The 23,353-nt window shown below is 60.3% G+C and carries 18 protein-coding genes; 9 read left to right on the top strand and 9 right to left on the bottom strand.

Going from position 1 to position 23,353, the window contains the following annotated elements; translation table 11 throughout:
* Positions 1–62: 62 nt before the first annotated feature.
* Positions 63–545 (bottom strand): acyl-CoA thioesterase, encoded by a 483-nt coding sequence (locus ACZ0AZ_RS08695; RefSeq protein ID WP_094469908.1) that lies wholly within the window; start codon positions 543–545, stop codon positions 63–65.
* Between the two features lie 280 nt (positions 546–825).
* On the opposite strand from ACZ0AZ_RS08695, the gene ACZ0AZ_RS08690 reads away from it, so the two are divergent.
* Entirely contained in the window at positions 826–2,589 is a 1,764-nt protein-coding gene (locus ACZ0AZ_RS08690) for a cation:proton antiporter (protein ID WP_129997989.1), read from the top strand.
* 21 nt (positions 2,590–2,610) lie between these two features.
* Here ACZ0AZ_RS08690 and ACZ0AZ_RS08685 read toward each other — a convergent pair whose 3' ends face one another.
* From ACZ0AZ_RS08685 to uvrD, 3 genes are all read right to left on the bottom strand, one after another.
* A complete protein-coding gene (locus ACZ0AZ_RS08685) occupies positions 2,611–3,018 on the bottom strand; it encodes an SMI1/KNR4 family protein (RefSeq protein ID WP_024164487.1) in 408 nt (135 codons plus the stop codon).
* A gap of 136 nt (positions 3,019–3,154) precedes the next feature.
* On the bottom strand, positions 3,155–4,030 hold the full coding sequence (locus tag ACZ0AZ_RS08680) for a Tim44 domain-containing protein (protein ID WP_039757261.1): 876 nt from the start codon (positions 4,028–4,030) through the stop codon (positions 3,155–3,157).
* 289 nt (positions 4,031–4,319) lie between these two features.
* Positions 4,320–6,503: a DNA helicase II gene (gene uvrD, locus ACZ0AZ_RS08675; protein WP_064365169.1), complete on the bottom strand. Its 2,184-nt coding sequence runs from the start codon at positions 6,501–6,503 to the stop codon at positions 4,320–4,322.
* 257 nt (positions 6,504–6,760) lie between these two features.
* Here uvrD and ACZ0AZ_RS08670 point away from each other — a divergent pair, with 257 nt between their 5' ends.
* From ACZ0AZ_RS08670 to ACZ0AZ_RS08660, 3 genes are all read left to right on the top strand, one after another.
* Entirely contained in the window at positions 6,761–9,634 is a 2,874-nt protein-coding gene (locus ACZ0AZ_RS08670) for a putative bifunctional diguanylate cyclase/phosphodiesterase (protein WP_463537214.1), read from the top strand.
* Positions 9,635–9,761: 127 nt separating this feature from the next.
* A complete protein-coding gene (hexR, locus tag ACZ0AZ_RS08665; RefSeq protein ID WP_007962240.1) occupies positions 9,762–10,628 on the top strand; it encodes a transcriptional regulator HexR in 867 nt (288 codons plus the stop codon).
* 233 nt (positions 10,629–10,861) lie between these two features.
* Complete coding sequence (locus tag ACZ0AZ_RS08660) at positions 10,862–11,065, top strand: PA3496 family putative envelope integrity protein (protein ID WP_080769340.1); 204 nt, start codon at positions 10,862–10,864, stop codon at positions 11,063–11,065.
* Here the strand turns inward: ACZ0AZ_RS08660 and ACZ0AZ_RS08655 are convergent.
* Entirely contained in the window at positions 11,007–11,969 is a 963-nt protein-coding gene (locus ACZ0AZ_RS08655) for a LysR family transcriptional regulator (RefSeq protein ID WP_039757269.1), read from the bottom strand. The genes ACZ0AZ_RS08660 and ACZ0AZ_RS08655 overlap by 59 nt on opposite strands.
* A gap of 190 nt (positions 11,970–12,159) precedes the next feature.
* Here ACZ0AZ_RS08655 and ACZ0AZ_RS08650 point away from each other — a divergent pair, with 190 nt between their 5' ends.
* Together ACZ0AZ_RS08650 and oadA are read left to right on the top strand one after the other, a co-directional pair.
* Positions 12,160–13,575, top strand: coding sequence for an acetyl-CoA carboxylase biotin carboxylase subunit (locus ACZ0AZ_RS08650; RefSeq protein WP_024014853.1), 1,416 nt, complete (start codon positions 12,160–12,162; stop codon positions 13,573–13,575).
* 101 nt (positions 13,576–13,676) lie between these two features.
* Entirely contained in the window at positions 13,677–15,485 is a 1,809-nt protein-coding gene (gene oadA / locus ACZ0AZ_RS08645; RefSeq protein WP_463537213.1) for a sodium-extruding oxaloacetate decarboxylase subunit alpha, read from the top strand.
* Positions 15,486–15,696: 211 nt separating this feature from the next.
* On the opposite strand, the gene ACZ0AZ_RS08640 is transcribed toward oadA, so the two are convergent.
* Entirely contained in the window at positions 15,697–17,886 is a 2,190-nt protein-coding gene (locus ACZ0AZ_RS08640; protein ID WP_463570909.1) for an autotransporter family protein, read from the bottom strand.
* A gap of 370 nt (positions 17,887–18,256) precedes the next feature.
* On the opposite strand from ACZ0AZ_RS08640, the gene ACZ0AZ_RS08635 reads away from it, so the two are divergent.
* Both ACZ0AZ_RS08635 and ACZ0AZ_RS08630 read left to right on the top strand, forming a co-directional pair.
* Positions 18,257–19,606, top strand: coding sequence for a HipA domain-containing protein (locus tag ACZ0AZ_RS08635; protein ID WP_463537212.1), 1,350 nt, complete (start codon positions 18,257–18,259; stop codon positions 19,604–19,606).
* Positions 19,603–19,881, top strand: coding sequence for a helix-turn-helix domain-containing protein (locus ACZ0AZ_RS08630; protein ID WP_071171374.1), 279 nt, complete (start codon positions 19,603–19,605; stop codon positions 19,879–19,881). Before ACZ0AZ_RS08635 ends, ACZ0AZ_RS08630 begins: the two co-directional genes overlap by 4 nt.
* Before the next feature lie 7 nt (positions 19,882–19,888).
* On the opposite strand, the gene ACZ0AZ_RS08625 is transcribed toward ACZ0AZ_RS08630, so the two are convergent.
* Positions 19,889–20,725, bottom strand: coding sequence for an amino acid ABC transporter permease (locus tag ACZ0AZ_RS08625; RefSeq protein ID WP_073470867.1), 837 nt, complete (start codon positions 20,723–20,725; stop codon positions 19,889–19,891).
* The gene (locus ACZ0AZ_RS08620; RefSeq protein ID WP_323166895.1) at positions 20,722–21,540 is read right to left on the bottom strand and encodes an ABC transporter substrate-binding protein; all 819 of its coding nucleotides are present in this window, start codon (positions 21,538–21,540) and stop codon (positions 20,722–20,724) included. The genes ACZ0AZ_RS08625 and ACZ0AZ_RS08620 overlap by 4 nt, the downstream gene beginning before the upstream one ends.
* 113 nt (positions 21,541–21,653) lie before the next feature.
* Here ACZ0AZ_RS08620 and ACZ0AZ_RS08615 point away from each other — a divergent pair, with 113 nt between their 5' ends.
* Entirely contained in the window at positions 21,654–22,556 is a 903-nt protein-coding gene (locus tag ACZ0AZ_RS08615) for a homocysteine S-methyltransferase family protein (protein WP_122705499.1), read from the top strand.
* A gap of 120 nt (positions 22,557–22,676) precedes the next feature.
* Here the strand turns inward: ACZ0AZ_RS08615 and ACZ0AZ_RS08610 are convergent, their stop codons facing one another.
* Positions 22,677–23,348, bottom strand: coding sequence for a GNAT family N-acetyltransferase (locus ACZ0AZ_RS08610; protein ID WP_463537211.1), 672 nt, complete (start codon positions 23,346–23,348; stop codon positions 22,677–22,679).
* Positions 23,349–23,353: the final 5 nt, after the last annotated feature.

The following is a 23,353-nucleotide window of genomic DNA, read 5'->3' as shown; positions in this document are numbered from 1 at the left end:
CCAAATGTGGGAGCGAGCCTGCTCGCGAAAGCCATTTGTCAGGCAACATCAATCAAGGCTGATCAGGCGTCGCCCTTGATCTCCTGATAACGCTTCTCCAGCTCCTGACGAATCTGCCGGCGCTGCTGCGCCTGTATGAAGCGGCGTTTGTCTTCGCTGTTCTGCGGTTGCAGCGGCGGCACGGCGGCCGGCTTGCGCTGATCATCCACCGCGACCATGGTGAAGAAGCAGCTGTTGGTGTGGCGCACCGAGCGTTCGCGAATGTTTTCGGTGACGACTTTGATACCGACTTCCATCGACGTGTTGCCGGTGTAGTTGACCGAGGCCAGGAACGTCACCAGTTCGCCGACATGAATCGGCTCGCGGAAAATCACCTGATCCACCGAAAGCGTTACCACGTAGCGCCCGGCATAACGGCTGGCGCAAGCGTAGGCCACTTCGTCGAGGTATTTGAGCAGGGTGCCGCCGTGGACATTGCCAGAGAAGTTGGCCATGTCGGGGGTCATCAGTACCGTCATCGACAGCTGGGCGTTTCCGGGTTCCATAACGTTCTCACGGGTCAAGGCTGATGGCTGGAAGCGCCTCTGCGGGCGCTTGGTGGCTTTTCGAAAAGCACCGTTATCGGGACGCCGGGCGACACGCTGCCGTCACGCCGCTATCGATCTGTTTCCATATATTGCACCGGCTTCCAGAGCGAAGTCGCGGTGTTAACCTGCAAAAGCCCTGCCCACGGGCAATTCCTACATCAAAAAGCGGATTTTTACCCTGCTCGCGCAGAACGTTCTGACGTCTGTCCGCGCGCCTCGTCATCAAGGAGCCCACGCCATGCATGCCATCAGTTTTATTCAGGACCTGGCAGTGATCATGCTGGTCGCAGGCGTGGTGACCGTGCTGTTCCACCGTTTCAAGCAGCCTGTGGTACTCGGCTACATCGTTGCCGGCTTTATCATCGGCCCGCACACACCGCCGTTCGGCCTGATCCACGACGAAGAAACCATCAAGACCCTGGCCGAACTCGGGGTGATTTTCCTGATGTTCTGCCTCGGCCTGGAGTTCAGCCTGCGCAAGTTGTTCAAGGTCGGGGCGACGGCGTTCATTGCCGCGTTCCTCGAGATCATCCTGATGATCTGGATCGGCTACGAGATCGGCCGCTGGTTCGACTGGAGCACTATGGATTCGTTGTTCCTCGGAGCGATTCTGGCGATTTCCTCAACCACCATCATTGTCAAAGCGTTGAATGACCTGAAGATGAAAAACGAGCGCTTTGCGCAGTTGATCTTCGGCGTGCTGATTGTCGAGGACATCCTTGGCATCGGCATCATCGCGCTGCTGTCGAGCATCGCCGTCAGTGGCACCGTGAGTTCGGGGGAAGTGTTTTCCACGGTCGGCAAGCTGTCGCTGTTCATGATCGTCGCGCTGGTCATCGGCATCCTGTTGGTGCCGCGTTTGCTGGCTTATGTGGCGAAGTTCGAAAGCAACGAGATGCTGCTGATCACCGTGCTCGGCCTGTGTTTCGGCTTCTGCCTGCTGGTGGTCAAGCTCGAATACAGCATGGTGCTCGGCGCTTTCCTGATCGGCGCGATCATGGCCGAGTCTCGGCAATTGTTGAAGATCGAACGACTCGTCGAGCCGGTTCGCGACTTGTTCAGTGCGATCTTTTTTGTCGCGATCGGGCTGATGCTCGACCCGCAGATTCTCATCGAATACGCCTGGCCGATTGCGGTCATTACGGTGGCCGTGGTGCTCGGCAAGATGTTGTCCTGCGGCCTCGGTGCGTTTATTGCTGGCAACGACGGACGAACCTCGCTACGGGTCGGCATGGGGCTGTCACAGATTGGCGAATTTTCCTTCATCATCGCCGCGCTGGGCATGACCTTGCAGGTGACCAGCAACTTCCTCTACCCGGTCGCTGTAGCCGTTTCGGTGATCACCACACTGCTGACGCCGTATCTGATCCGCGCGGCGGACCCGCTGTCGATCAAACTCTCGGCGGCCGTGCCCAAGCGGCTCGGGCGGGTGCTCGGCATGTATGGTGAATGGTTGCGCAGTATTCAGCCGCAAGGGGAGGGCGCGCTGCTGGCGTCGATGATCCGGCGGATCCTGTTGCAGGTCGGGGTCAATCTGGCACTGGTGATTGCGATCTTCTTTGCCGGCGCATACTTCGCCGAGCGCATGTCGTTGTGGCTGCAGGACTGGATCAGCGATCCGAGCTGGCAGAAGGCACTGATCTGGGGCGGGGCGTTGCTGGTCTCGCTACCATTTCTGATCGCGGCTTATCGCAAGCTCAAGGCGCTGTCGATGCTGCTGGCGGAGATGGGCGTCAAGCCGGAGATGGCCGGTCGTCACACACAGCGAGTGCGCCGGGTGATCGCCGAAGTGATCCCGATTCTCTCGCTGCTGGTGATTTTCCTGCTGTTGGCAGCCTTGTCGGCCAGTATCCTGCCGACCAACAAGCTGCTGGTGCTGATCGCCGTCGTGGCGGCCGCCGTAGCGGCGCTGCTGTGGCGCTGGTTCATCCGCGTGCATACGCGCATGCAGGTGGCGCTGCTGGAAACCCTCGACAACCACAAGGAGTCGTCGGGGCATTGACCCTCAGGGGCGTCTGGCGGCTCAGCTTTCCAGCCAGACGTCCCGCGCCCAGTGCCACACCGATTCCCATGATTCTTCGGTGATCAGCTCTTCTTCGCCGGACCACAGCACCACGGTGCCGTCTTCTTCAACGCAGTAGTAATTGTCGCCGTCCTGGCAGATCGGAATCAGGTCGCGCGGCACGCCGGCGTCCCAGGCATTGGCGGCAACGTCCGGCAGGTAAGTGTGCGATTGCGGGTCGGTGACGGTTACCGGCTCGAGGCTGCCATAGACCACGTCGCTGACGGTCAGCAAAAACTCTTTGAAGACGAACGGAATGTTGATGAAGAGTTCTTCTTCGATCTCCACCAATTGGTCTTCGTCAGGCAATTCCAATGGAACCGGCACGGGTTCGTTGGCTTCGCGCAGTTGTTCGATGATTTCTTCCACGTCCGGGATCCTCTTGCTTGAATGGCGCGGTTTATATGGGCCGGTTTATACAGTAGCTCGCTATAGATGCAACCGTGAAATGAAAAACCCCGGCCGAGGCCGGGGTTCTGTTACCGCAAGTGAAGCGCAGCAGGGATCAGCCGTTCTGGCGGATACCGGCGACCAGCCAAGGCTGGTTGTCGCCCTGCGGACGTTCCATGTTCCAGCTTTCGCTGAACACTTCGCCCTGGTCGAAACGCGAGGTTTTCGACACGCCGGTGAAGGTCAGGGTGGCGATGGTCTTGTCGGCACGATCGTCGACGCCGTCCAGTTGCACCTGCAGGTTGTCGATGTAGGTCGACTGGAAGCCGTCGCCCAGATCCGCACGCTCACGCTTGAGGAACTCAAGCATTTGCGGGGTCACGAACTCGGCGATCTTGTCCATTTCGTTGGCGTCCCAGTGCTGCTGCAGCGACTGGAAGTGGCTGCGCGCAGCTTCAAGGAAGCGCTGTTCGTTGAACCAGGCCGGTGCATTGATCACTGGACGGGCGGCAACCGGAGCAGCCGAACCACCGAAGATCGAACCCATGGCGGCAGGCTTCTGCTCGAACACTTCACGCTGCATCGGCGCGCCGGCCGGAGCGAATTGCTCCTGCTGCTTGCGACGACGGGCGGCGATGAAGCGGAAGATCACGAACGCGATCAGGGCCATGATCAGGATGTCGAAGATCTGCATGCCCTGGAAGCCGTCGCCCATGAACATCGATGCGAGCAGGCCACCGGCGGCAATACCCGCCAGTGGGCCGAGCCAGCGCGAAGCACCGCCGGCCTTGGCCGCGGCGCCAGCAGCACCGGCAGCGCCAGCGGTCGCTGCTGCGCCGCCCACGCCAGGAGAAGAAGGAGCCATCTGGCTGGTCTGGTGCGTCGGCGCAGCGCCGGCGCTTTTGCCACCACCAAAGCGCTTGGCGTTGGCGTCGAGGCTCATCGTCAGGCCGATGCACAACGCCATGGCGATGCTAAGAAAACGTTTCATAAAGGGTATTCCCGTTTTGTGGAGACACGCGCGCCATGTTGCACAGCTGAAGTGTTACTGGCTAGCGAGAGAGTGTTTCGGGCTTTTGCCTGACAGGTCGCGTTCAGCTTGGCGAGGCAATCAGCCGATGTACTTTTGTCTGTAGGAAAAGGCGATAGGTTCAGAGAGATATGGGCCTCTTGTAGGAGTGAGCCTGCTCGCGATGAGGGTGTGTCAGCTACACATTGGTGACTGACAGACCGCTGTCGCGAGCAGGCTCACTCCTACACAAAAGCAATCGAGCCAGGCGTTAGATGGCCTCGAGCTTGGCATAACCGAGCATCAGCCACTTGCTGCCTTCGCTGAAGTTCACCTGCACCCGGGCCTGGGCGCCGGAACCTTCGAAGTTGAGGATCACCCCTTCGCCGAAGATCGAATGGCGCACGGCCTGGCCGAGGACAAAACCGGTTTCCGGTATCTCGCTGCCGCTGAACAGATTGCTGCCGCTCATCGACTGGTTGCCGCCGAACGGACGGCTGACGCTGTTGGACAGGCGCACTTCCTGAATCAGGCCTTTGGGCACTTCGCGGACGAAACGCGACACCTTGTTGTAGGTTTCGCTGCCGTACAGGCGCCGGGTTTCCGCGTAGGTCATCACCAGATTCTGCATCGCCCGGGTGATACCTACGTAAGCCAGACGCCGTTCTTCCTCGAGACGCCCCGGTTCTTCGAGGCTCATCTTGTGCGGGAACAGGCCTTCCTCCATGCCCACCAGGAACACGTAAGGGAATTCCAGGCCTTTGGCGCTGTGCAGGGTCATCAGCTGAACGCTGTCTTCGTGCTCGTCGGCCTGAGTGTCGCCGGCCTCCAGCGATGCGTGGCCGAGGAACGCCGCCAGTGGCGTCAGTTCTTCGTCCTCTTCGGTGTTTTCGAAGTTGCGCGCGGCGCTGACCAGTTCCTCAAGGTTTTCCACCCGGGCCTGACCTTTTTCGCCTTTTTCCGCTTCGTGATAGGCGATGAGGCCGGACTGCTCGATGACGGTTTGCGTCATCAGGTGCAGCGGCATCTCGGCGCATTTGGCGGCGAGGTTCTCGATCAGTTCGATAAACGCACCGAGCGCACTGGCGGCGCGACCGGTCAGGCCTTTGTTGGCAACCAGTTGGCGCATCGCTTCCCACATCGACACATCGCTGTGTCGCGCATGCTCGCGGATCGCTTCGACGGTTTTCTCGCCGATGCCGCGGGCCGGCACGTTGATCACCCGCTCCAGCGCCGCATCGTTGCCGCGACCTTCAAGCAAACGCAGATAGGCCATGGCGTTCTTGATTTCGGCGCGTTCGAAGAAGCGCTGTCCGCCATAGATGCGGTACGGGATGCGCTCGCGCAGCAGGGCTTCTTCAAGCACCCGCGACTGGGCGTTGGAGCGGTACAGAATGGCGATATCGCTACGGGCCAGACCGGTTTTCAGCGCGCTTTCGATGGTTTCCACCACGTAACGCGCTTCGTCGTGTTCGTTGAACGCGGCGTACAGATTGATCGCTTCGCCGTCGCCACCGTCGGTCCACAGCTCTTTACCGAGACGCCCGGTGTTGTTGGCGATCAGCGCGTTGGCGGCTTTGAGGATGCCAGCGGTGGAGCGGTAGTTCTGCTCCAGGCGAATCGTCTCGGAATCCGGGAAGTCGGAAGAGTACTGATGAATGTTTTCGATCTTCGCGCCGCGCCAGCCGTAAATCGACTGGTCGTCGTCGCCGACCACCATCAGGCTGTCGCCGCCCTTGCCGAGCAGGCGCAACCAGGCGTACTGCACGGCGTTGGTGTCCTGGAACTCGTCGACCAGAATATGCCGGAAGCGCTTTTGGTAGTGCGCCAGCAGGCCCGGGTGATCACGCCACAGGTCGAGGGCGCGCAGCAGCAGTTCGGAGAAATCGATCACGCCGGCCCGCAGGCACGCTGCCTCGTAGGCTTCGTAGATGCCGCGCATGGTGGCGAGGAACAGGTCGCCGCTGGCCTGAATGTGTTGCGGCCGCAGACCTTCGTCTTTCTGGCCGTTGATGAACCACTGCGCCTGTCGCGCCGGCCAGCGTTGCTCGTCCAGGCCCAGCTCGCGGATCACCCGCTTGACCAGACGCTGCTGGTCATCGCTGTCGAGAATCTGGAAGGTCTGGCTCAGGCCCGCTTCCTGCCAATGCGCCCGCAGCAAGCGGTGCGCGAGGCCGTGGAAGGTGCCGACCCACATGCCGGCCGGGTTGATGCCCAGCAACTGCTCGATGCGATGGCGCATCTCGGCAGCGGCCTTGTTGGTGAAGGTCACCGACAGGATGGAGTGGGGTGAGGCGTTTTCGACCTGGATCAACCAGGCGATACGGTGCACCAGTACTCGGGTTTTACCGGAACCGGCGCCGGCCAGGACCAACTGACGGCCAACGGGGGCCGCTACGGCCTGGCGTTGGGCATCGTTGAGGGAGTTCAGCAGAAGGGAGAGATCATCGCGCATCGGGGCATTCTAGGGTGCGCCGCAGGCCCGGGCAAACCGCGTGTTGCATTAGCCGATGAAAGTGCTGCCGATGACGACCGGTCGGTCATTGGCTGCAGGCTTCGGCCCGTCTCGCTTGAGGGCTTGCCTCCATGCGCAAGCGGCGGAAAAAATCCCTGAAATTGTGATCCGCGGCAGTTTGGCAACGGGATCGGCTTGTGTATGCTCCGTGCACGTTTCGGGCGCACGCCCTCCTTATAAGAACAAGAACGTTGCCCATGACCCTCAGCGCCGAACTGTCGGGCCCCTCCGTGGAGCCCCGGCTAATCCGCAAGCACTATGCCGTCGAAATGGCGGTGGAGCGCACGCGTCTGCTGTATCAGGGCTCGTTGTTGCCCACGCTGTTCATGTTGATTAACGGTCTGGTCTGCGCCGCCCTGCTCTGGAGCCCGCAGCGCTACTTCGTGGTCAGCGTCTGGCTGGTCTGGCTGCTGTCGCTGGTCGCGCTGCGGGTGATTCAGGTGGCCGCGTTCGATTCGGCGATTCCCGATCGCCAGGCCCAGCCGATCTGGTTCCGCATGTTCCTGCTCGGTTCGACCATGACCGGCCTGACCCTGGCCGGCGCCGGCATTGCGCTGGTGCCCGCCGACAATTTCATTCAGCAAGCCTGGGTGTTCGGCCTGATCGGCGCGGCGACGCTGTCGGCCAGTGTCGCGTACGCGGTGAGCCTGCCGGCGTTCCTCTCGTTTACCTTGCCGTGCCTGCTGCCAGCGATCGGCTACCTGTTCTGGGGCGGCGACGATCAGGCCCGGGGCTGGGGCTGGCTGGGGCTGATCCTGCTCGGTTCGTTGAGCGTGGTGGCGTGGCAGGTCAATCGGCTGATTGATCGCGGCTTGCTCCGGCGTTTTCAGAATCAGCACCTGATCGAGCATTTGCAGCAAGCACAAACGCGCAGCGAACAACTCAATCAGGAGCTGGGCAAAGAGATCGAACAGCGCCGCTGTGCCGAAGCGCAATTGCGTGAAGCACAGGTTGATCTTGAAAATCGCGTGGCCCAGCGCAGCCGCGAACTGGATGCGGCCAATCAGGCCCTGAGCAAAAGCGAAGCGCGCCTGGCGCTGGCGCTCAAGGCCAGTGAGCTCGGGCTGTGGGACTGGAACCTGCAGACCGACGAAGTCCATCACACGCAGATTCAGGAACTGTTCGGCCTCGCCCCGGAATACGTCACCGCGCTGCTGCGCGACCTCAAGCCGCGACTGCACCCCGAAGACGTGCCGTCACTCAAGTTCGCCCTGGTCGAGCATTTGAAAGGGCGCACCGAGGATTATCAGGTCGAATATCGCCTGCGCCACGGCGACGGCCACTGGGTGTGGATCGAGGACCGTGGTCGCGCCGTGGAGCGCAGCGCCAGCGGCCGGGTGATCCGCATGGTCGGCACCCGCCGCGATATCAGCGCCAGCAAAAACCTCGAAGAGCAGCAGCGGTTGGCGGCGACGGTGTTCGAAGCAGCCAGCGAAGGCATCGTGATTCTCGACCCGGACTACGCGCTGATTGCGATCAACCAGGCGTTCAGCCGTGTCAGCGGTTACGAGATCGACGACATGCTTGGGCGCAACGTCGTCGAGTTGCCGTGCAGCCGCGATGCCCGTCGTCACTACGTGGCGATCCGTCATGCGCTGGAGCAGTACGGCAGTTGGCAGGGTGAGCTGGTGGAAACCCGCAAGAATGGAGAGCTGTATCCGCAGTGGCTGCAGCTCAATGCGGTGCGCGACACCCGCGGCAATGTCAGCCATATCGTCGGCTTCTTCGCCGATCTCTCGGCGCGGCGGGCATCGGAAGAGCGCATGCGCTATCTGACCCATTACGACGAGCTCACCGGCCTGGCCAACCGTGCACTGTTCCGCGAGCGTCTGCACGAAGCCCATCAGCGGGTGCGGCAGGGCGGGCGCCGCAGTCTGGCGTTGCTGCACATCAATCTTGATCGCTTCAAATTGCTCAATGACAGCCTCGGCCATGAAGTCGCCGATCAGCTGCTGCAGAAGATGGCGCGGCGGCTGGTCAATGCCTTGCCGGAAGCCGATACCATTGCGCGCCTGTCCGGTGACGAATTTGCCGTGCTGTTCGATGCCTACGGCAATCTGTCGAGCCTGGCGCGGGTGGCGACGCGGTTGTCGGCCAAGCTGCGTTTGCCGCTGAGTGTCGACGGGCATGAACTGGTGGTCAGCGCTTCCATGGGCATCAGCCTGTTGCCGGACAATGCGCGGGAGATTTCAGCGCTGGTCAGCCAGGCGAACATGGCCATGCAGCACGCCAAACATCTGGGCGGCAACAATTTCCAGTTCTTCACCGACAGCTTGCAGGCCAGCACACTCGAACGCTTGCAGCTGGAAAACCACTTGCGCAGGGCCATTGAGGAACGGCAACTCACCGTATTCTACCAACCGAAACTGTGCCTGCAGAGCGGTCGCCTGAATGCCGCTGAAGCGCTGGTGCGCTGGGATCATCCGAGCATGGGCCAGGTGCCGCCGGCGGATTTCATTGGCCTCGCCGAGGAGACCGGTCTGATCGGGCCGATCGGTGAATTCGTTTTGCGTCAGGCGTGCTGGCAGGCGTGCGAATGGCAGCGCCAGGGCCTGGCGCCGATCCGCGTGTCGGTGAACCTGTCGGTGCATCAGCTGCGCCAGGGCAAGCTGGTCAGTCTGGTGCGGCAGGTGCTGGAAGAAACCGGGCTGGCGCCGCACTGCCTTGAGCTCGAATTGACCGAAAGCCATTTGCTCGACAGCGTCGAACACATCATTGCGACGTTCCAGCAACTGCGCGATCTGGGGGTGAAACTGGCGATCGATGATTTCGGTACCGGTTATTCCTCGTTGAGTTACCTCAAGCGCATTCCGGTGGATTACGTGAAGATCGATCAGGCGTTCATTCGCGGCTTGAGCGTCGGCAGTGCGGACGCTGCGATCACTCGCGCGATCATCGCCATGGCTCACGGGCTGGCGCTGAAAGTCGTGGCAGAGGGCGTTGAGCGGCAGGATCAGCTGGAATTTCTGCGCGTGGAGCGTTGCGACGAGGTGCAGGGTTATCTGATCAGCCGGCCGGTGGACGCTGCCAGTCTGGCCGGGCTTTTGCGCGATCAGGGAAATCCGCAGTAAGGGCTACATACAGCTCAGCGTGCCTGATGCCGGGACATCGAGTTACGCTTTGAGCAGGCAAAATGCCCATTCATGTAGTATAACTACAAGCTTGCTACATCCTTGCCCACAAGAAGAGTCCAGCCCCTTGAATCTGCTGCAACACATCGCCCAGTCACGTCACCTGTTACGCAAGTCGGAGCTCAAGGTCGCCGACCACGTGCTGCTTGACCCTGCGGCAGTGATGCACAGTTCCATGGCCGACCTGGCTCACAGCGTCGGTATCAGCGAGCCGACCATCGTGCGCTTCTGCCGCGCGATCGGTTGTTCCGGCTTTCAGGATCTCAAACTGAAACTGGCGCAAAGCCTGGCCGCCGGCGCCAGCTTCGGCCAGTTCGCGATCCACGAAGATGACTCCGTCGCCGACTACAGCCTGAAGATTTTCGACACCACGCTGCACACCCTGATGGAAGTGCGCGAGAAGCTCGACCCGGTGGAGTTGCAGCGCGCAGTGACGCTGATGTCCCAAGCGCAGCGTGTCGAGTTCTACGGCTTCGGTGCTTCCGGTGCGGTGGCAGCGGATGCACAGCACAAGTTCTTCCGTTTGTTGTTGACCGCGGCGGCGTATTCCGACCCGCACATGCAGGCGATGTCAGCGGTGACGCTGAAGCCCACCGATGTGGCGATCTGTATTTCCCAGTCGGGGCGTTCAAAGGATTTGTTGATCACCGCAAACCTTGTTCGCGAGAGCGGGGCATCGCTGATCACACTGTGCCCGAGCCAGACGCCATTGGCGGAGTTGTCGACGGTGAACCTCGCGATCGATGTACATGAAGACACCGAAATCTATACACCACTGACTTCGCGTATCGCCCACCTGGTGGTGATCGACGTTCTGGCAATGGGCGTGGCCATGGCGCGCGGGCCGAGTCTGGTCAATCACCTCAAGAGCGTGAAGCGCAGTCTGCGCAGCTTGCGTTTGTCTCCAAAAGCCGTGAAAGCCCTGGATGATTGAGCAAGGTCGTTCCGACCTTGTTCGCGAGCAGGCTCGCTCCCACAGGGGATCTCCTGAGAACATAAATTCTGGGTCATAGCGGGATCAAATGTGGGAGCGAGCCTGCTCGCGAAAGCGTCTTCAACAACAGCACATCCCTGCGCACATTTCATCACATTGTCATCCCGGCGCAGCCAAACCGTCATCCCCCACGCCTATCGTGAAACTCCCGTACTCGCCCTGGGAGACTCGAAATGGCTCAGCCCTACGAAGAACGCAACAGCGCCGCGAAAACCCGTCGTCAACAGGAAGATCAGCGCCGCATGGAATTTCGCCGCGCAATTGAAGATCGCTTCGAACTTCGCCAGCTTCAGGCCGAGATCGGCGATTTTCCCGAGATCACTCACTGGCAGGCAGCGCCCGCAGCTTCCCGTCGAAACGCTCAACCAACGCAATAATCTGCGCCCGTTCGCTGCGGATAAACGCCAGGAAGGCGTGCGCCACCGGTGACAGCCGTTTGGCTTTGGCCTGCACCAGACACCAGCTGCGCATCAGCGGCAACTCTTCGACCGGCAGCTCGACCAGGCCGCCGGTCGCCAGCTCCAGGTTCAGGGCGTGGCGCGTCAACAGCGCCAGGCCCAGACCCGCCAACACGCATTCGCGCTGGGCTTCGGCGGACGCCACTTCCTGGGTCTGGGTGAAGTGCACGCGCTTTTCCTTGAAGTATTCCTCGCAGGCCAGACGCGTGCCCGAGCCTGGCTCGCGGATCAGCAGCGTATACGGCTCGAGATCCTGCAAGCGCAACGGGCCCATGTGCGCCAGCGGGTGATCCGGGCGCGCCACGGCGACAATCGGATTGTTCAGAAACGGCAGAAACTCCAGGCCCATGTCCTGCGGCACCATCGACATGATCACCAGATCATCGCGGTTGTCCGAGAGACGGCGAATGACTTGGCCACGGTTGACCACGGTCAGCTGCAAATTGACTTCCGGATGCTGGCGCTTGAACGCAGCGAACAGGTGCGGCACAAAATATTTGGCGCTCGATTCCACTGCCAGTTTCAGTTGGCCCTGCAGTGATCCCTGCATGTCCGACAGTTGCATATCGAGGTTTTCCAGGCGCCCGAAAATGTCGCGACTGGCACGTTGAAGCGCTTCCGCCGCCTCGGTCATGTAGAGTTTTTTGCCGACATAATCGAATAGCGGCTGGCCGATCAGCTCTTCAAGCTGACGAATCTGTAGGCTGACGGCCGGTTGTGTGAGGGACATTTCCTCGGCGGCGCGGCTGTAGGAGCGCAGATCGCACACTTCATTGAAGATTTGCAGTTGACGCAAGGTCATACGCATCAATGACTTACGCATATTATTCGGGCTCGGTTGGCGGTCGGATATTTCGACTATAAGTGTTTACTTATGCATGACCCAATTATTATTCATTTTTGTTAATCCCTTGGCAGCGCTAGTGTGGACCTGCGACCGAATTGAAACATTTGGTCACGCGTCGACCTGGGTCTAGCAGGTCGTGGTGCCACCGGCTCAAGGGAACCTCCAAGTGATAAAAAAGATCCTGATCGCCAACCGTGGTGAGATTGCCGTACGAATCGTACGAGCCTGCGCCGAAATGGGCATTCGCTCGGTTGCGATTTTCTCCGATGCCGATCGTCATGCCTTGCATGTGAAGCGTGCGGACGAGGCCCACAGCGTCGGAGCCGAGCCGCTGGCCGGCTACCTGAACCCGCGCAAGCTGGTGAACCTGGCGGTGGAAACCGGCTGCGATGCGCTGCACCCCGGCTACGGTTTTCTTTCGGAAAACGCCGAGCTGGCGGAGATCTGCGCCGAGCGCGGCATCAAATTCATCGGCCCTTCGGCGGAAGTCATCCGGCGCATGGGCGACAAGACCGAAGCGCGGCGCAGCATGATCAAGGCCGGCGTACCGGTGACGCCCGGTACCGAGGGCAACGTCTCCGGCATCGAAGAAGCCTTGGTTGAGGGTGACCGCATCGGTTACCCGGTAATGCTCAAGGCCACCTCCGGTGGTGGCGGTCGCGGTATCCGTCGCTGCAACAGCCGCGAAGAACTCGAACAGAACTTCCCCCGGGTCATCTCCGAAGCCACCAAGGCGTTCGGTTCGGCGGAAGTGTTCCTGGAAAAATGCATCGTCAATCCCAAGCACATCGAAGCGCAGATCCTCGGCGACAGCTTCGGCAACGTCGTGCACCTGTTCGAGCGTGACTGCTCGATCCAGCGCCGCAACCAGAAGCTGATCGAGATCGCGCCGAGCCCGCAACTGACCCCGGAACAGCGCGCCTACATCGGCGACCTGTCGGTGCGTGCGGCCAAAGCCGTGGGTTACGAGAACGCCGGCACCGTGGAGTTTCTGCTCGCCGAGGGCGAGGTGTACTTCATGGAAATGAATACTCGGGTGCAGGTGGAACACACCATCACCGAAGAAATCACTGGCATCGACATCGTCCGCGAACAGATTCGCATCGCTTCCGGCCTGCCGCTGTCGGTGAAGCAGGAAGACATCCAGCACCGTGGCTTTGCATTGCAGTTCCGTATCAACGCCGAAGACCCGAAGAACAACTTCCTGCCGAGCTTCGGCAAGATCACCCGTTACTACGCCCCCGGCGGCCCGGGCGTGCGCACCGACACGGCGATCTACACCGGCTACACCATTCCGCCGTTCTACGATTCGATGTGCCTGAAACTGGTGGTCTGGGCGCTGACCTGGGAAGAGGCGATGGACCGGGGCCTGCGCGCCCTCGACGACATGCGTCTGCAGGGCGTGAAGACCACCGCCGCGTACTACCAGGAAATTCTGCGTAACCCGGAATTCCGTAGCGGCCAGTTCAACACCAGCTTCGTTGAAAGCCACCCGGAACTGACCAACTACTCGATCAAGCGCAAACCCGAAGAGCTGGCCCTGGCCATCGCCGCCGCCATCGCCGCCCACGCAGGCCTATGAATGAAGCAGCTGCGAGCTTTCAGCTGCAAGCGGCAAGTAAAAGCAGATTGGCTTTTTCTTGCAGCTCGTAGCTTGAAGTTCGCCGCTATGAGGAGATACCAATGACTAAGAAGATCTTCGTTACCGACACCATCCTGCGCGACGCTCACCAATCGCTGCTCGCCACCCGCATGCGCACCGAAGACATGCTGCCGATCTGCGACAAGCTCGACAAGGTCGGCTACTGGTCGCTGGAGTGCTGGGGCGGCGCGACGTTCGACGCCTGCGTGCGCTTCCTCAAGGAAGACCCGTGGGAGCGCCTGCGCCAACTGCGCGCCGCACTACCCAATACCCGCCTGCAAATGCTCTTGCGCGGGCAGAATCTGCTCGGCTATCGCCATTACAGCGACGACGTGGTCAAAGCCTTCGTCGCCAAAGCAGCGGTGAACGGCATCGACGTGTTCCGCATCTTCGATGCCATGAACGATGTGCGTAATCTGCGTGTCGCCATCGAAGCGGTGAAAGCTGCCGGCAAACATGCGCAAGGCACCATCGCCTATACCACCAGCCCGGCGCACACCATCGACGCTTTCGTCACCCAGGCCAAGCAAATGGAGTCCATGGGTTGCGACTCGGTGGCGATCAAGGACATGGCCGGTCTGCTCACGCCATACGCCACCGGTGAACTGGTGCGCGCGTTGAAAGCCGAGCAGTCGCTGCCGGTGTTCATCCATTCCCACGACACCGCTGGCCTGGCCGCCATGTGCCAGCTCAAGGCGATCGAAAACGGTGCCGATCACATCGATACCGCAATCTCCAGCTTCGCCTCGGGCACCAGCCACCCGGGTACCGAGTCGATGGTTGCCGCGCTCAAAGGCACCGAGTACGACACCGGCCTGAACCTCGAACTGCTGCAGGAAATCGGCCTGTACTTCTATGCGGTGCGCAAGAAGTACCACCAGTTCGAAAGCGAATTCACCGCCGTCGACACTCGTGTGCAGGTCAATCAGGTACCGGGCGGGATGATTTCCAACCTCGCCAACCAGTTGAAAGAGCAGGGCGCTCTGAACCGCATGGGCGAAGTGCTCGCAGAAATCCCGCGCGTACGTGAAGACCTGGGCTTCCCGCCGCTGGTGACTCCGACCTCGCAAATCGTCGGCACCCAGGCATTTTTCAACGTACTGGCCGGCGAGCGCTACAAGACCATCACCAACGAAGTGAAGCTGTATCTGCAGGGCGGCTATGGCAAGGCGCCGGGCGTGGTCAATGAAAAGCTGCGGCGTCAGGCGATCGGCAGCGAAGACGTCATCGACGTGCGCCCGGCCGATCTGCTTAAACCGGAAATGACCAAGTTGCGTGCCGATATCGGCGCACTGGCCAAGTCCGAAGAGGACGTACTGACCTTCGCCATGTTCCCCGACATCGGCCGCAAGTTCCTCGAAGAACGCGCCGCCGGCACTCTTACGCCGGAAGTGCTGTTGCCGATCCCGGAAGCAGGTGCCGTTGCTTCGGCAGGCGGCGAGGGCGTGCCGACCGAGTTCGTCATCGACGTCCACGGCGAAACCTACCGCGTCGATATCGCCGGTGTCGGCGTCAAGGCCGAAGGCAAGCGCCACTTCTATCTGTCCATCGATGGCATGCCGGAAGAAGTGGTGTTCGAACCGCTCAACGAGTTCGTCGGCGGTGGCAGCAGCAAACGCAAACAGGCCTCGGCGCCAGGCCACGTCAGCACCACCATGCCCGGCAACATCGTCGATGTGCTGGTCAAGGAAGGCGACACCGTCAAGGCTGGCCAGGCGGTACTGATCACCGAAGCGATGAAGATGGAAACCGAAGTCCAGGCTGCCATTGCCGGCAAGGTCACTGCGATTCATGTGGCCAAGGGCGATCGGGTCAACCCGGGCGAAATCCTCGTCGAGATCGAAGGCTGAGATAACAGTCGCGATCCAACGCTTTAAACCTCGGGGGAGCAGGTGCTCCCCTTTTTTTTGCCTGTGATTTTCGATATTTCTCAGCTCGCTTGAGGAGCCGATGTGGGAGCGAGCCTGCTCGCGAATGCGTCGGACCAGCCAACATCATCTGCAAGTGATCCACCGCTATCGCGAGCAGGCTCACTCCTACATCGGGAGCGTGCTTAATCCATCAGAACGCCATGCGCCATTGACCCGCTACGCCATACGTTCGGCTGTCGTTGCCCAGCTCACCCGTCAAGCCCACGCCCAGCGTGTGCGTCGCTGAAATACCAAGATCGACCCCCGCATCCACCGACAAAGCGTTCCTATCCAGTGCCGCGCCGGTCACTTCGAAACGCTTGCCCCCCTTGAGCAGTTGTTGGCGAGTGTCGCTGTCGATCTCGCCGAAGGTATGTTTCCAGCCGGCGCTCAATCGCGGGGTCAAATGCATGCCGTTATCCAGCGTGTTGACCTGCGCAACCCGCAGACCGAAGTTGCTGCTGAAGTTGTCGCGGGTCTGGCCGTAGACTTTCAATGCCGCGTCGCCTCCTTTTTCGTTGTAGCTGTCGCGCTGATAACGCTGATAGCCGAGGCTGGCGAAGGGTTCGAGGGTCACGTTGTTGCGGCCCAGGTTGAACCCGGCCTCGGCAAACGCTTGCTGAGTATTGGCGTCGTAGTTGCCCTTGAGCCGATCGCTGAAACCCTTGAACGCGACCCGCCGTGTGCTGCTGCCGTCATGGCTGGCGTAGGTAGCGCCGAGACGCAGCGATAGCGGGCCATCCTGACGCACGGCGTAGGCGCCGAGGTGCCAGCTGTCGAGGTCGCCGTCGTACTGGCGGGCATCGAGTTTCGTCTGCGATTTGCCGCCGAGCAGGCCGACATGCCAGTGCTCGTCGAGTCGCCAGTCAGCGCCTATGACCAGCCCTTGAGTGGCATGTTGAAGGATGCCGTCGGCGTCGCGGTCAATCTTGCCGCCGTGGCCCAATGCCTGAAACCACACCCGCCCGGAGCCTTCGCTGCCCGAGGCCTGATGAGTTGAACTGCGCGAGCCGTCAGTAGAGCCGGAACGGTTGTCCAGTTGGCGCATCGCCGAGAGCATGCTCGCACTGACCGGCGTGACACTGCTCAGTGTGGCTTTGGCGAGATTGGCATTGCTGCCGGCGGCGAGTTGATCGAGCGCGATCGGAGCCGTGGCTTTGTCACTGATCAGCAGCGCGGCGACGGCGGTGTTGATGGGCTTTGCAGGCTCGGACGCGGGCTGTGCGGTGGTTTGTGCAGTTACGATTTCGTTGGGTATCGATGATTCCACCGATGCGGAGTCTTCAATCAAGGTCGCAACTGAGGTCAGGGCAGGGGCTGGAGCTGCGATCACCGCTGTCATTGAAGCTGGAGCGGGCGTTGTCGCGATCGGTACAGTGGGAGAAGTCGGCTGCTCTGGCTCGATAATACTGCCTGCAAGTTCGCCTGCATTTTCTGTAAGAGCGAGGCTTTGAAGCGGTTCACCATTGCGAGCGTAAGTCAGTCCAACCGACTTCTTGTTGTATTGAGCTGTGGCGGTCATATAGGCCAGATCGTTCTCTATCCTGCCGAATTCGCCTTTTACCTCTCGGGCCTCAATGATTTTGTATTGGCTGCTCTGCGGATATTCACCGGGAGCCGAAACAATCTTCAGGGTGGCACCTTCGAGTTGGGCTGTACCATCGACCTTGATCGTCTGACCACCAGCGGGAGTGACCTCGTAAGCCAATTCGGCACCAGGCGCCAAGTGCAAATTACCTTTCACTCGCGGTGCGCCAAGCGCTGCATTGACGGTGAGCAGTCCACCCACCTCAAGATTTCCCACCGTGCCTTTACCGGCGAAACTGCCGCCATTCTGGATATACACATCACCCTTGATGCTGCCAAGGTTGGTCAGTGCCCCACCGCTGTTGACCAGAACGCCTTCATGAAAATCACCCTTTGAGCTCAGCGTCCAGTTGCCTTGGGCGACGAATAACCCATTGAAGTTGCGCGTGTCGTTCAACGTGCCGCCATTCGCAGCATTCAGGAACAACACATTATCGCCCTTGCCGCCATCCAGCCGACCCGTGAAGCTTGCGCCGTCGGTTAGGGTAATCAGGTCGTTGACGTCAGTCCCTTTGAACAAGGTTTCCGGTGTCGTAAAGGTTATCGGTACCGTGCTCGCGTCGGTGAGAAAACCCTTTAGCCGTTCCATCGCCTGTTGCTTGGGGTTGGTTTCGGGCTGCTCCGTCGTTTCCATGCTTGGGGGCTGCTCTATTGCTTCAGTGGATTGCTCGGCGTTAGCCAGCGCTACGCCACCCATTGCCAATGAAATAGCCAGAGCCAAGTGTTTTGGTGCGAATAGGTTTTGAGTGGGCATCAAGTTCGACCTCCTTATCGAGAAGACCCAACTCTATTGCTGCCCGAAAAAAACCGATGTCGGCCGCTTCCCGCATCTACGCAGGCGACATCGGATGGCTCTGTAGAAAAACTCTCAGCGGGCTGGGCAAACGACGCTTTTGCGCAGCGTCATCCGTTCTTTTTCCTACGGCTTTCTACTAATAACGACTTTTTATCAGCGTGACCTCAGTCGCGTATCTGCATTATTTTGCATCCATAAATCCGATCGCAAGAGTTAATCTGCATTTTGTTGCAGATTTTGCGGTGCATGGGCTTATTTGAATGCACTATATTGCATGCGTAAGAGATCCTTCCTCGTTGAAATGCATTGAAATGCACATGGAATCAACATGTACAACCTGACAATCCAGATCTTCACCGCCGGGCAATGGCACGACGCGATGATTCTTGACTTCGATGATCCGGAAAAAGGCTTCGAAAGCCGCTGCAGTTTTGGCTATGAAGCGGACTATCTGGTGGAAAACATCGAGTTGATCGGGTCGGCTTTTTCCCAAGCCGTGAGTGCCCTGTATCCGCTGGATTGGGAAGGTCGGCGCGCGAAGACACCAGCCTTTGTCCACGACATCGCACCGGCAGGCGCAGCCAAGCGGTTTCTGCTCGCCCGCCTGGGTCAGGAAAGACCCGCCGAGATCAGTGCCGATCTGTTTCTGCTGGGTCGCAGTACACCGGCTCCCATTGGCAACATGCGAATAAAGGAATCGGCGGAAGCAGTCGATGAGAGGAAGCCGATCGGATTCAAGCGCGAGGAGGTCATTAGCCGCGACAACCGCTTTCTTGAATATGTCTACGAGCTGGGCGCGGCCATCGGTGGCGCGACGGGGGCAGGTGGGGAAGCTCCGAAGCTATTACTGGCAGAGAACAGCGCCGGGCTTCTGTATCCCGATGCGGTACTGGACGATGAAGAAGTGCGACAGCACTGGTTTGTGAAATTCGCCAGAAACAGGGGCGGGCAGACCGACCAGGACATCCTGCGCAGCGAATTCCATTACTACAAAGCGCTGCAAACATTGGGCATCGAAACGGTCGCGGCACAAGGCCTGGCCTTGGAAGAGGCGAACAAACCGAGTTTGTGGATGCGGCGTTTTGATCGACAAGTGAAAGATGGGGCGGTGTCGCGCTTTGCCGTCGAATCGATTTATTCGCTGGCAGAAGTGACGACGCCAGGCAGCGCCATGAATCATCTGGAAGTGATCCGCATGCTCGCCGGGCTCTGGCGCAAAGCGGGTCAGGCCAGCCAGATTGCCGGCCTCGTCGCAGATTATCTGCGTCGCGACCTGATCAATAAAATCCTCGGAAACTCAGATAACCACGGTCGTAACACGGCGATCATCCGGCAAGAGAACGCTTTCCAGCTCGCGCCGATTTATGACCTCGCCCCGATGGTCATGGATGACGAAGGCGTGACTCGTACGACCAAATGGCCAAGAGAGTTGGAGCGGGCGGGCGATGTCGATTGGCGAGGTGTCTGCCGGGTATTGGCCGATAGCGCAGATCCGCACGATTCGTTGGCGGGGCTGGATGCCTCGGCGCTGTTCGAGGGCCTGCGCGCGGATGCCCGCCGTCTGGCCGCACTGCCGGATATTCTTGCGGCCAGCGGTTTGCCCGCCAGAACCATGAATCACCCGAGCGTTCATCTGAAAAACCTCGAGCAACGTTTGCAAGAGTGGGACCTGCAATGAGTCTGACCGTCCTCGAGCGCACGGCGCTCATCGAAAGCATTCAGCAATCATTGGCCGAAGGCACTCTGGAAATCGGTGACGCCGTGCGCCGTTTACGGGTCGAAGTCACCGGTCTGCATCAGTCCCAGTTCGCGAAGATGTGCAAGATTTCAGTGCGCACGCTGGTGCATATCGAACATGGCGAAGGCAATCAGACCCTGAAGTCGCTGAACGCGGTGTTCCGCCCGTTCGGCATGAAAATGGGCGTAGTGCGGATTCGCCGGGACACCATTTGAATGCACCTCAACTACGGCGCACATACGCCTTGCCGTAATGCCGCTCCATCCGTGCCTGAATCAGCTCCAGCCCGATCGACATCAGCCAGTAGATGATCGCCGCCGTGGTGAGCATTTCGATGTAGCGATAGCTTGAGCGCCCGTAGGACTGGGCGAGAAACATCACTTCCCAGACACCCATCACCGAGATCAGCGACGAGTCCTTGAGCATCGAGATGAACTGGTTGGTGGCCGGCGGAATGATTGTGCGCATGGCCTGGGGCAGGGTGATGCGCCAGAAGATCACGCTTTCGCGCAGGCCCAGCGCCAGGGATGCTTCGCGTTGGCCGTGATCGACGCCGAGGATGCCGGCGCGGAAGATTTCGCTCAGGTAGGCGCCGTAATTCAGCGACAGGGCAATGATGCCGGCGACGATGGCGCCGGGGACGATGCCCAGTTGCGGCAAGCCGAGGTAGATCAGCAGGATCTGGATCAGCAGTGGCGTGCCGCGAAAGAACGAGGTGTAGAAACTGGCGATGCCAAACGCCACGGCGCTGTTCGACAGGCGCGCCAGCGCGGTGATGAAACCCAGCAGCGACGAGGCGATGATCGAGCAGGCGCAGAGAAACAGCGTCAGCGCTGCGCCTTGCAGGAAGCCGTTCGGCGCCAGCTTCAGGCCAACGAGGTTGGGCAGCTTGTCGAGGATGATCGCGAACTTCAGGTCGAAGCTGAGGAAGAATCCGGCAAACAGGCAGAACAGCGCCGCCCACGTCAGGTACAGGCGCGTACGGAAACCAAAGAGCTTTTGCAGGCGTGTTTCAGCCACCGGTTGCGGTGGCTGGGGCGGGGTCGGAAAGGAAGTCATCGGCTGATATCGGCGCCGATCCATTTTTGCGACAGCTTGCTCAGGGTGCCGTCCTGTTTCAGTTGGGCGAACACCTCGCGCACCTTGGCGTCCCACTGCGGGTCACCCTTTTCGATGGCCACGGAGTTGGGTTCCGAGTAGAGCGGTTCGCCGGCCAGTTTGAAGCGCTGGTCCTGGTTCAGGCGCGGCTGCGCGGTGACCAGATTGGTGAGGATCGCATCCAGGCGCACGCCGGCGCCCAGGCCCAGATCCTGGAAGGCGACGTTGTCGGTGTCGTACGGAGCGATCTGCACATCCTCGAACGGATACTGCAACTGCGTATCCTCGGCGCCTTCGATGACCAGGTTCTTGTTCAGATAACTTTCGTAGCTGGAGGCGCTGGTCAGGCCGACCTTTTTGCCGCTCAGGTCCTTGGCGCTGTGGATGCGCTCGTCCTTGGCATTGACCACGATTACCGCTGGCGAGGCGTAGTACTCGACCGGGAAGTCGAACACTTCTGCGCGGGCCTTGCTCGGGGTCATTGAGCAGATGCAGATGTCGTAGCGCCCGCTCCAGCGGCCGGCGGCGATCACGTCCCAGGACGGCGTTTCGAGACGTAGTTTGACGCCAAGCTTGTCCGCCACCGCTTTGGCAACGTCTACATCGAAACCGTCGAGTTGATTCTGCTCATTGAGAAACGAGAAGGGCGGATAGCTTTCCATGAGCACGCCGACCAGCTCTTTTTTCTGTTCGACACGATCCAGCGTCGCGCCGCCGAAGGCTTGGGTGGAGGCCAGAATGGTCAGGCCCAGGGCCAATAGCGGTTGGAGTTTCACAGTCACTTCCTGTTGAAAAAAGAGGTTGTTATTAACCGAGTGGTGCGTATTAAATAGTTATAAGAACGACTCTGATAGTGAGTTATTTTCATAAGCATATGAGTGAAAAGCATATGGGCGCAGCGAACAGGGTCATTCTCGACGGCGGCATGGGACGCGAGTTGCAACGCGCCGGCGCGCCGTTTCGCCAACCGGAGTGGTCGGCACTGGCGCTGAGTGAAGCGCCGCAGGCGGTCGAGGCGGTGCATGCCGCGTACATCAACAGCGGCGCCGACGTGATCACCAGCAACAGTTACGCGGTGGTGCCATTTCACATTGGCGAAGCGCGATTTGCGGCTGAAGGCCAGGCGCTTGCGGCACTGGCGGGGGAGTTGGCACGGCGGGCGGTGCAGGCATCCGCCAAGTCAGTGCGTGTTGCCGGTTCGTTGCCGCCGCTGTTTGGTTCGTATCGTCCGGATCTGTTCGAAGCGGATCGCGTGACCGAGCTGCTGACGCCGCTGGTCAATGGGTTGGCCCCGCATGTTGATCTGTGGCTGGCGGAAACCCAGAGTTCGATTATCGAGGCGCGGGCCATTCACGCCGGGTTGCCGAAGGACGGCAAACCGTTCTGGCTGTCGTTCACCCTCAAGGATGAAGACACCGATGAAGTGCCGCGCCTGCGCTCCGGTGAGCCGGTAGCCGAAGCGGCTGCGCTGGCGGCTGAACTTGGCGTCGAAACCCTGCTGTTCAACTGCAGTCAGCCGGAAGTGATTGGCGCGGCCATCGACGCGGCGCGCGCAACCTTTGAGCGTCTCGGCGTCACGATCAACATCGGCGCGTATGCCAACGCGTTTCCTCCGCAACCGAAAGAAGCCACGGCCAACGACGGGCTCGACCCGTTGCGTGACGATCTCGATCCGCCTGGGTATCTGCACTGGGCGCTGGACTGGCAACAGCGCGGCGCCAGTCATCTGGGTGGTTGCTGCGGGATCGGCCCGGAGCACATTGCGGTGCTGGCGCAAGAACTGCGTCGTTAAGAAAAGCCCCGCCAATTGTGGGAGCGAGCCTGCTCGCGAAAGCGGTCAGTCAGTCAATATTTCAGTGACTGACACAGCGCCTTCGCGAGCAGGCTCGCTCCCACAGGGGCTTTGTGACGATCAGCTACGGCACTCGGCCAAGCCTTTCACCTGGCCATCAGGCGTCTGGTTTTCATCGCTCAGCCAGCGCTCGAACCCAGCACCAATCGCTGGCCATTCCCCATCCAGAATCGAATACCACGCGGTGTCGCGGTTGTGCCCCTTGACCACCATGTGCTGGCGAAACACGCCTTCGAAACTGAAGCCCAGACGCTCGGCCGCGTATTTGGAGCGGGCGTTGCCGTTGTTGCACTTCCATTCCAGGCGCCGGTAACCCAGCTCGAACGAATACTTGGCCAGCAGGTACACCGCCTCGGTGCTTTTCGGCGAGCGCTGCATCGGCGCACCGAAAGTGACGTGGCCGATTTCGATGCGGCCCTGCGCCGGGACGATCGACATCAGGCTGAGGATGCCTTGCACCTGACCAGTCGCGCGGTCGATGACGCTGAAGAAATACGGGTCGCTGTTGGCCGCATGATTGTTCAGCCAGTCGTTGAACGCGCTGCGCTCGGGAAACGGACCGTAAGGCAAGTAATCCCAGAGCTTCGGATCGGCACCGGGCCCTTCGAGGGCGGCGTAAAGCTGCTCGGCATGCCGCGCCGGGTCTAGCTTTTCCAAGCGGATGAAACGGCCTTCGAGCAGGGTGGCGGAGGGGGCGGGGACGCCTTTCCAGTCAGCGAGTGAAGCGGTCATGTGCG

Source organism: Pseudomonas sp. AC239 (genome assembly GCF_979258545.1).
The sequence above is the reverse complement of the archived record's forward strand: the minus strand, read 5'-3'. Positions and strand labels throughout refer to the sequence as shown.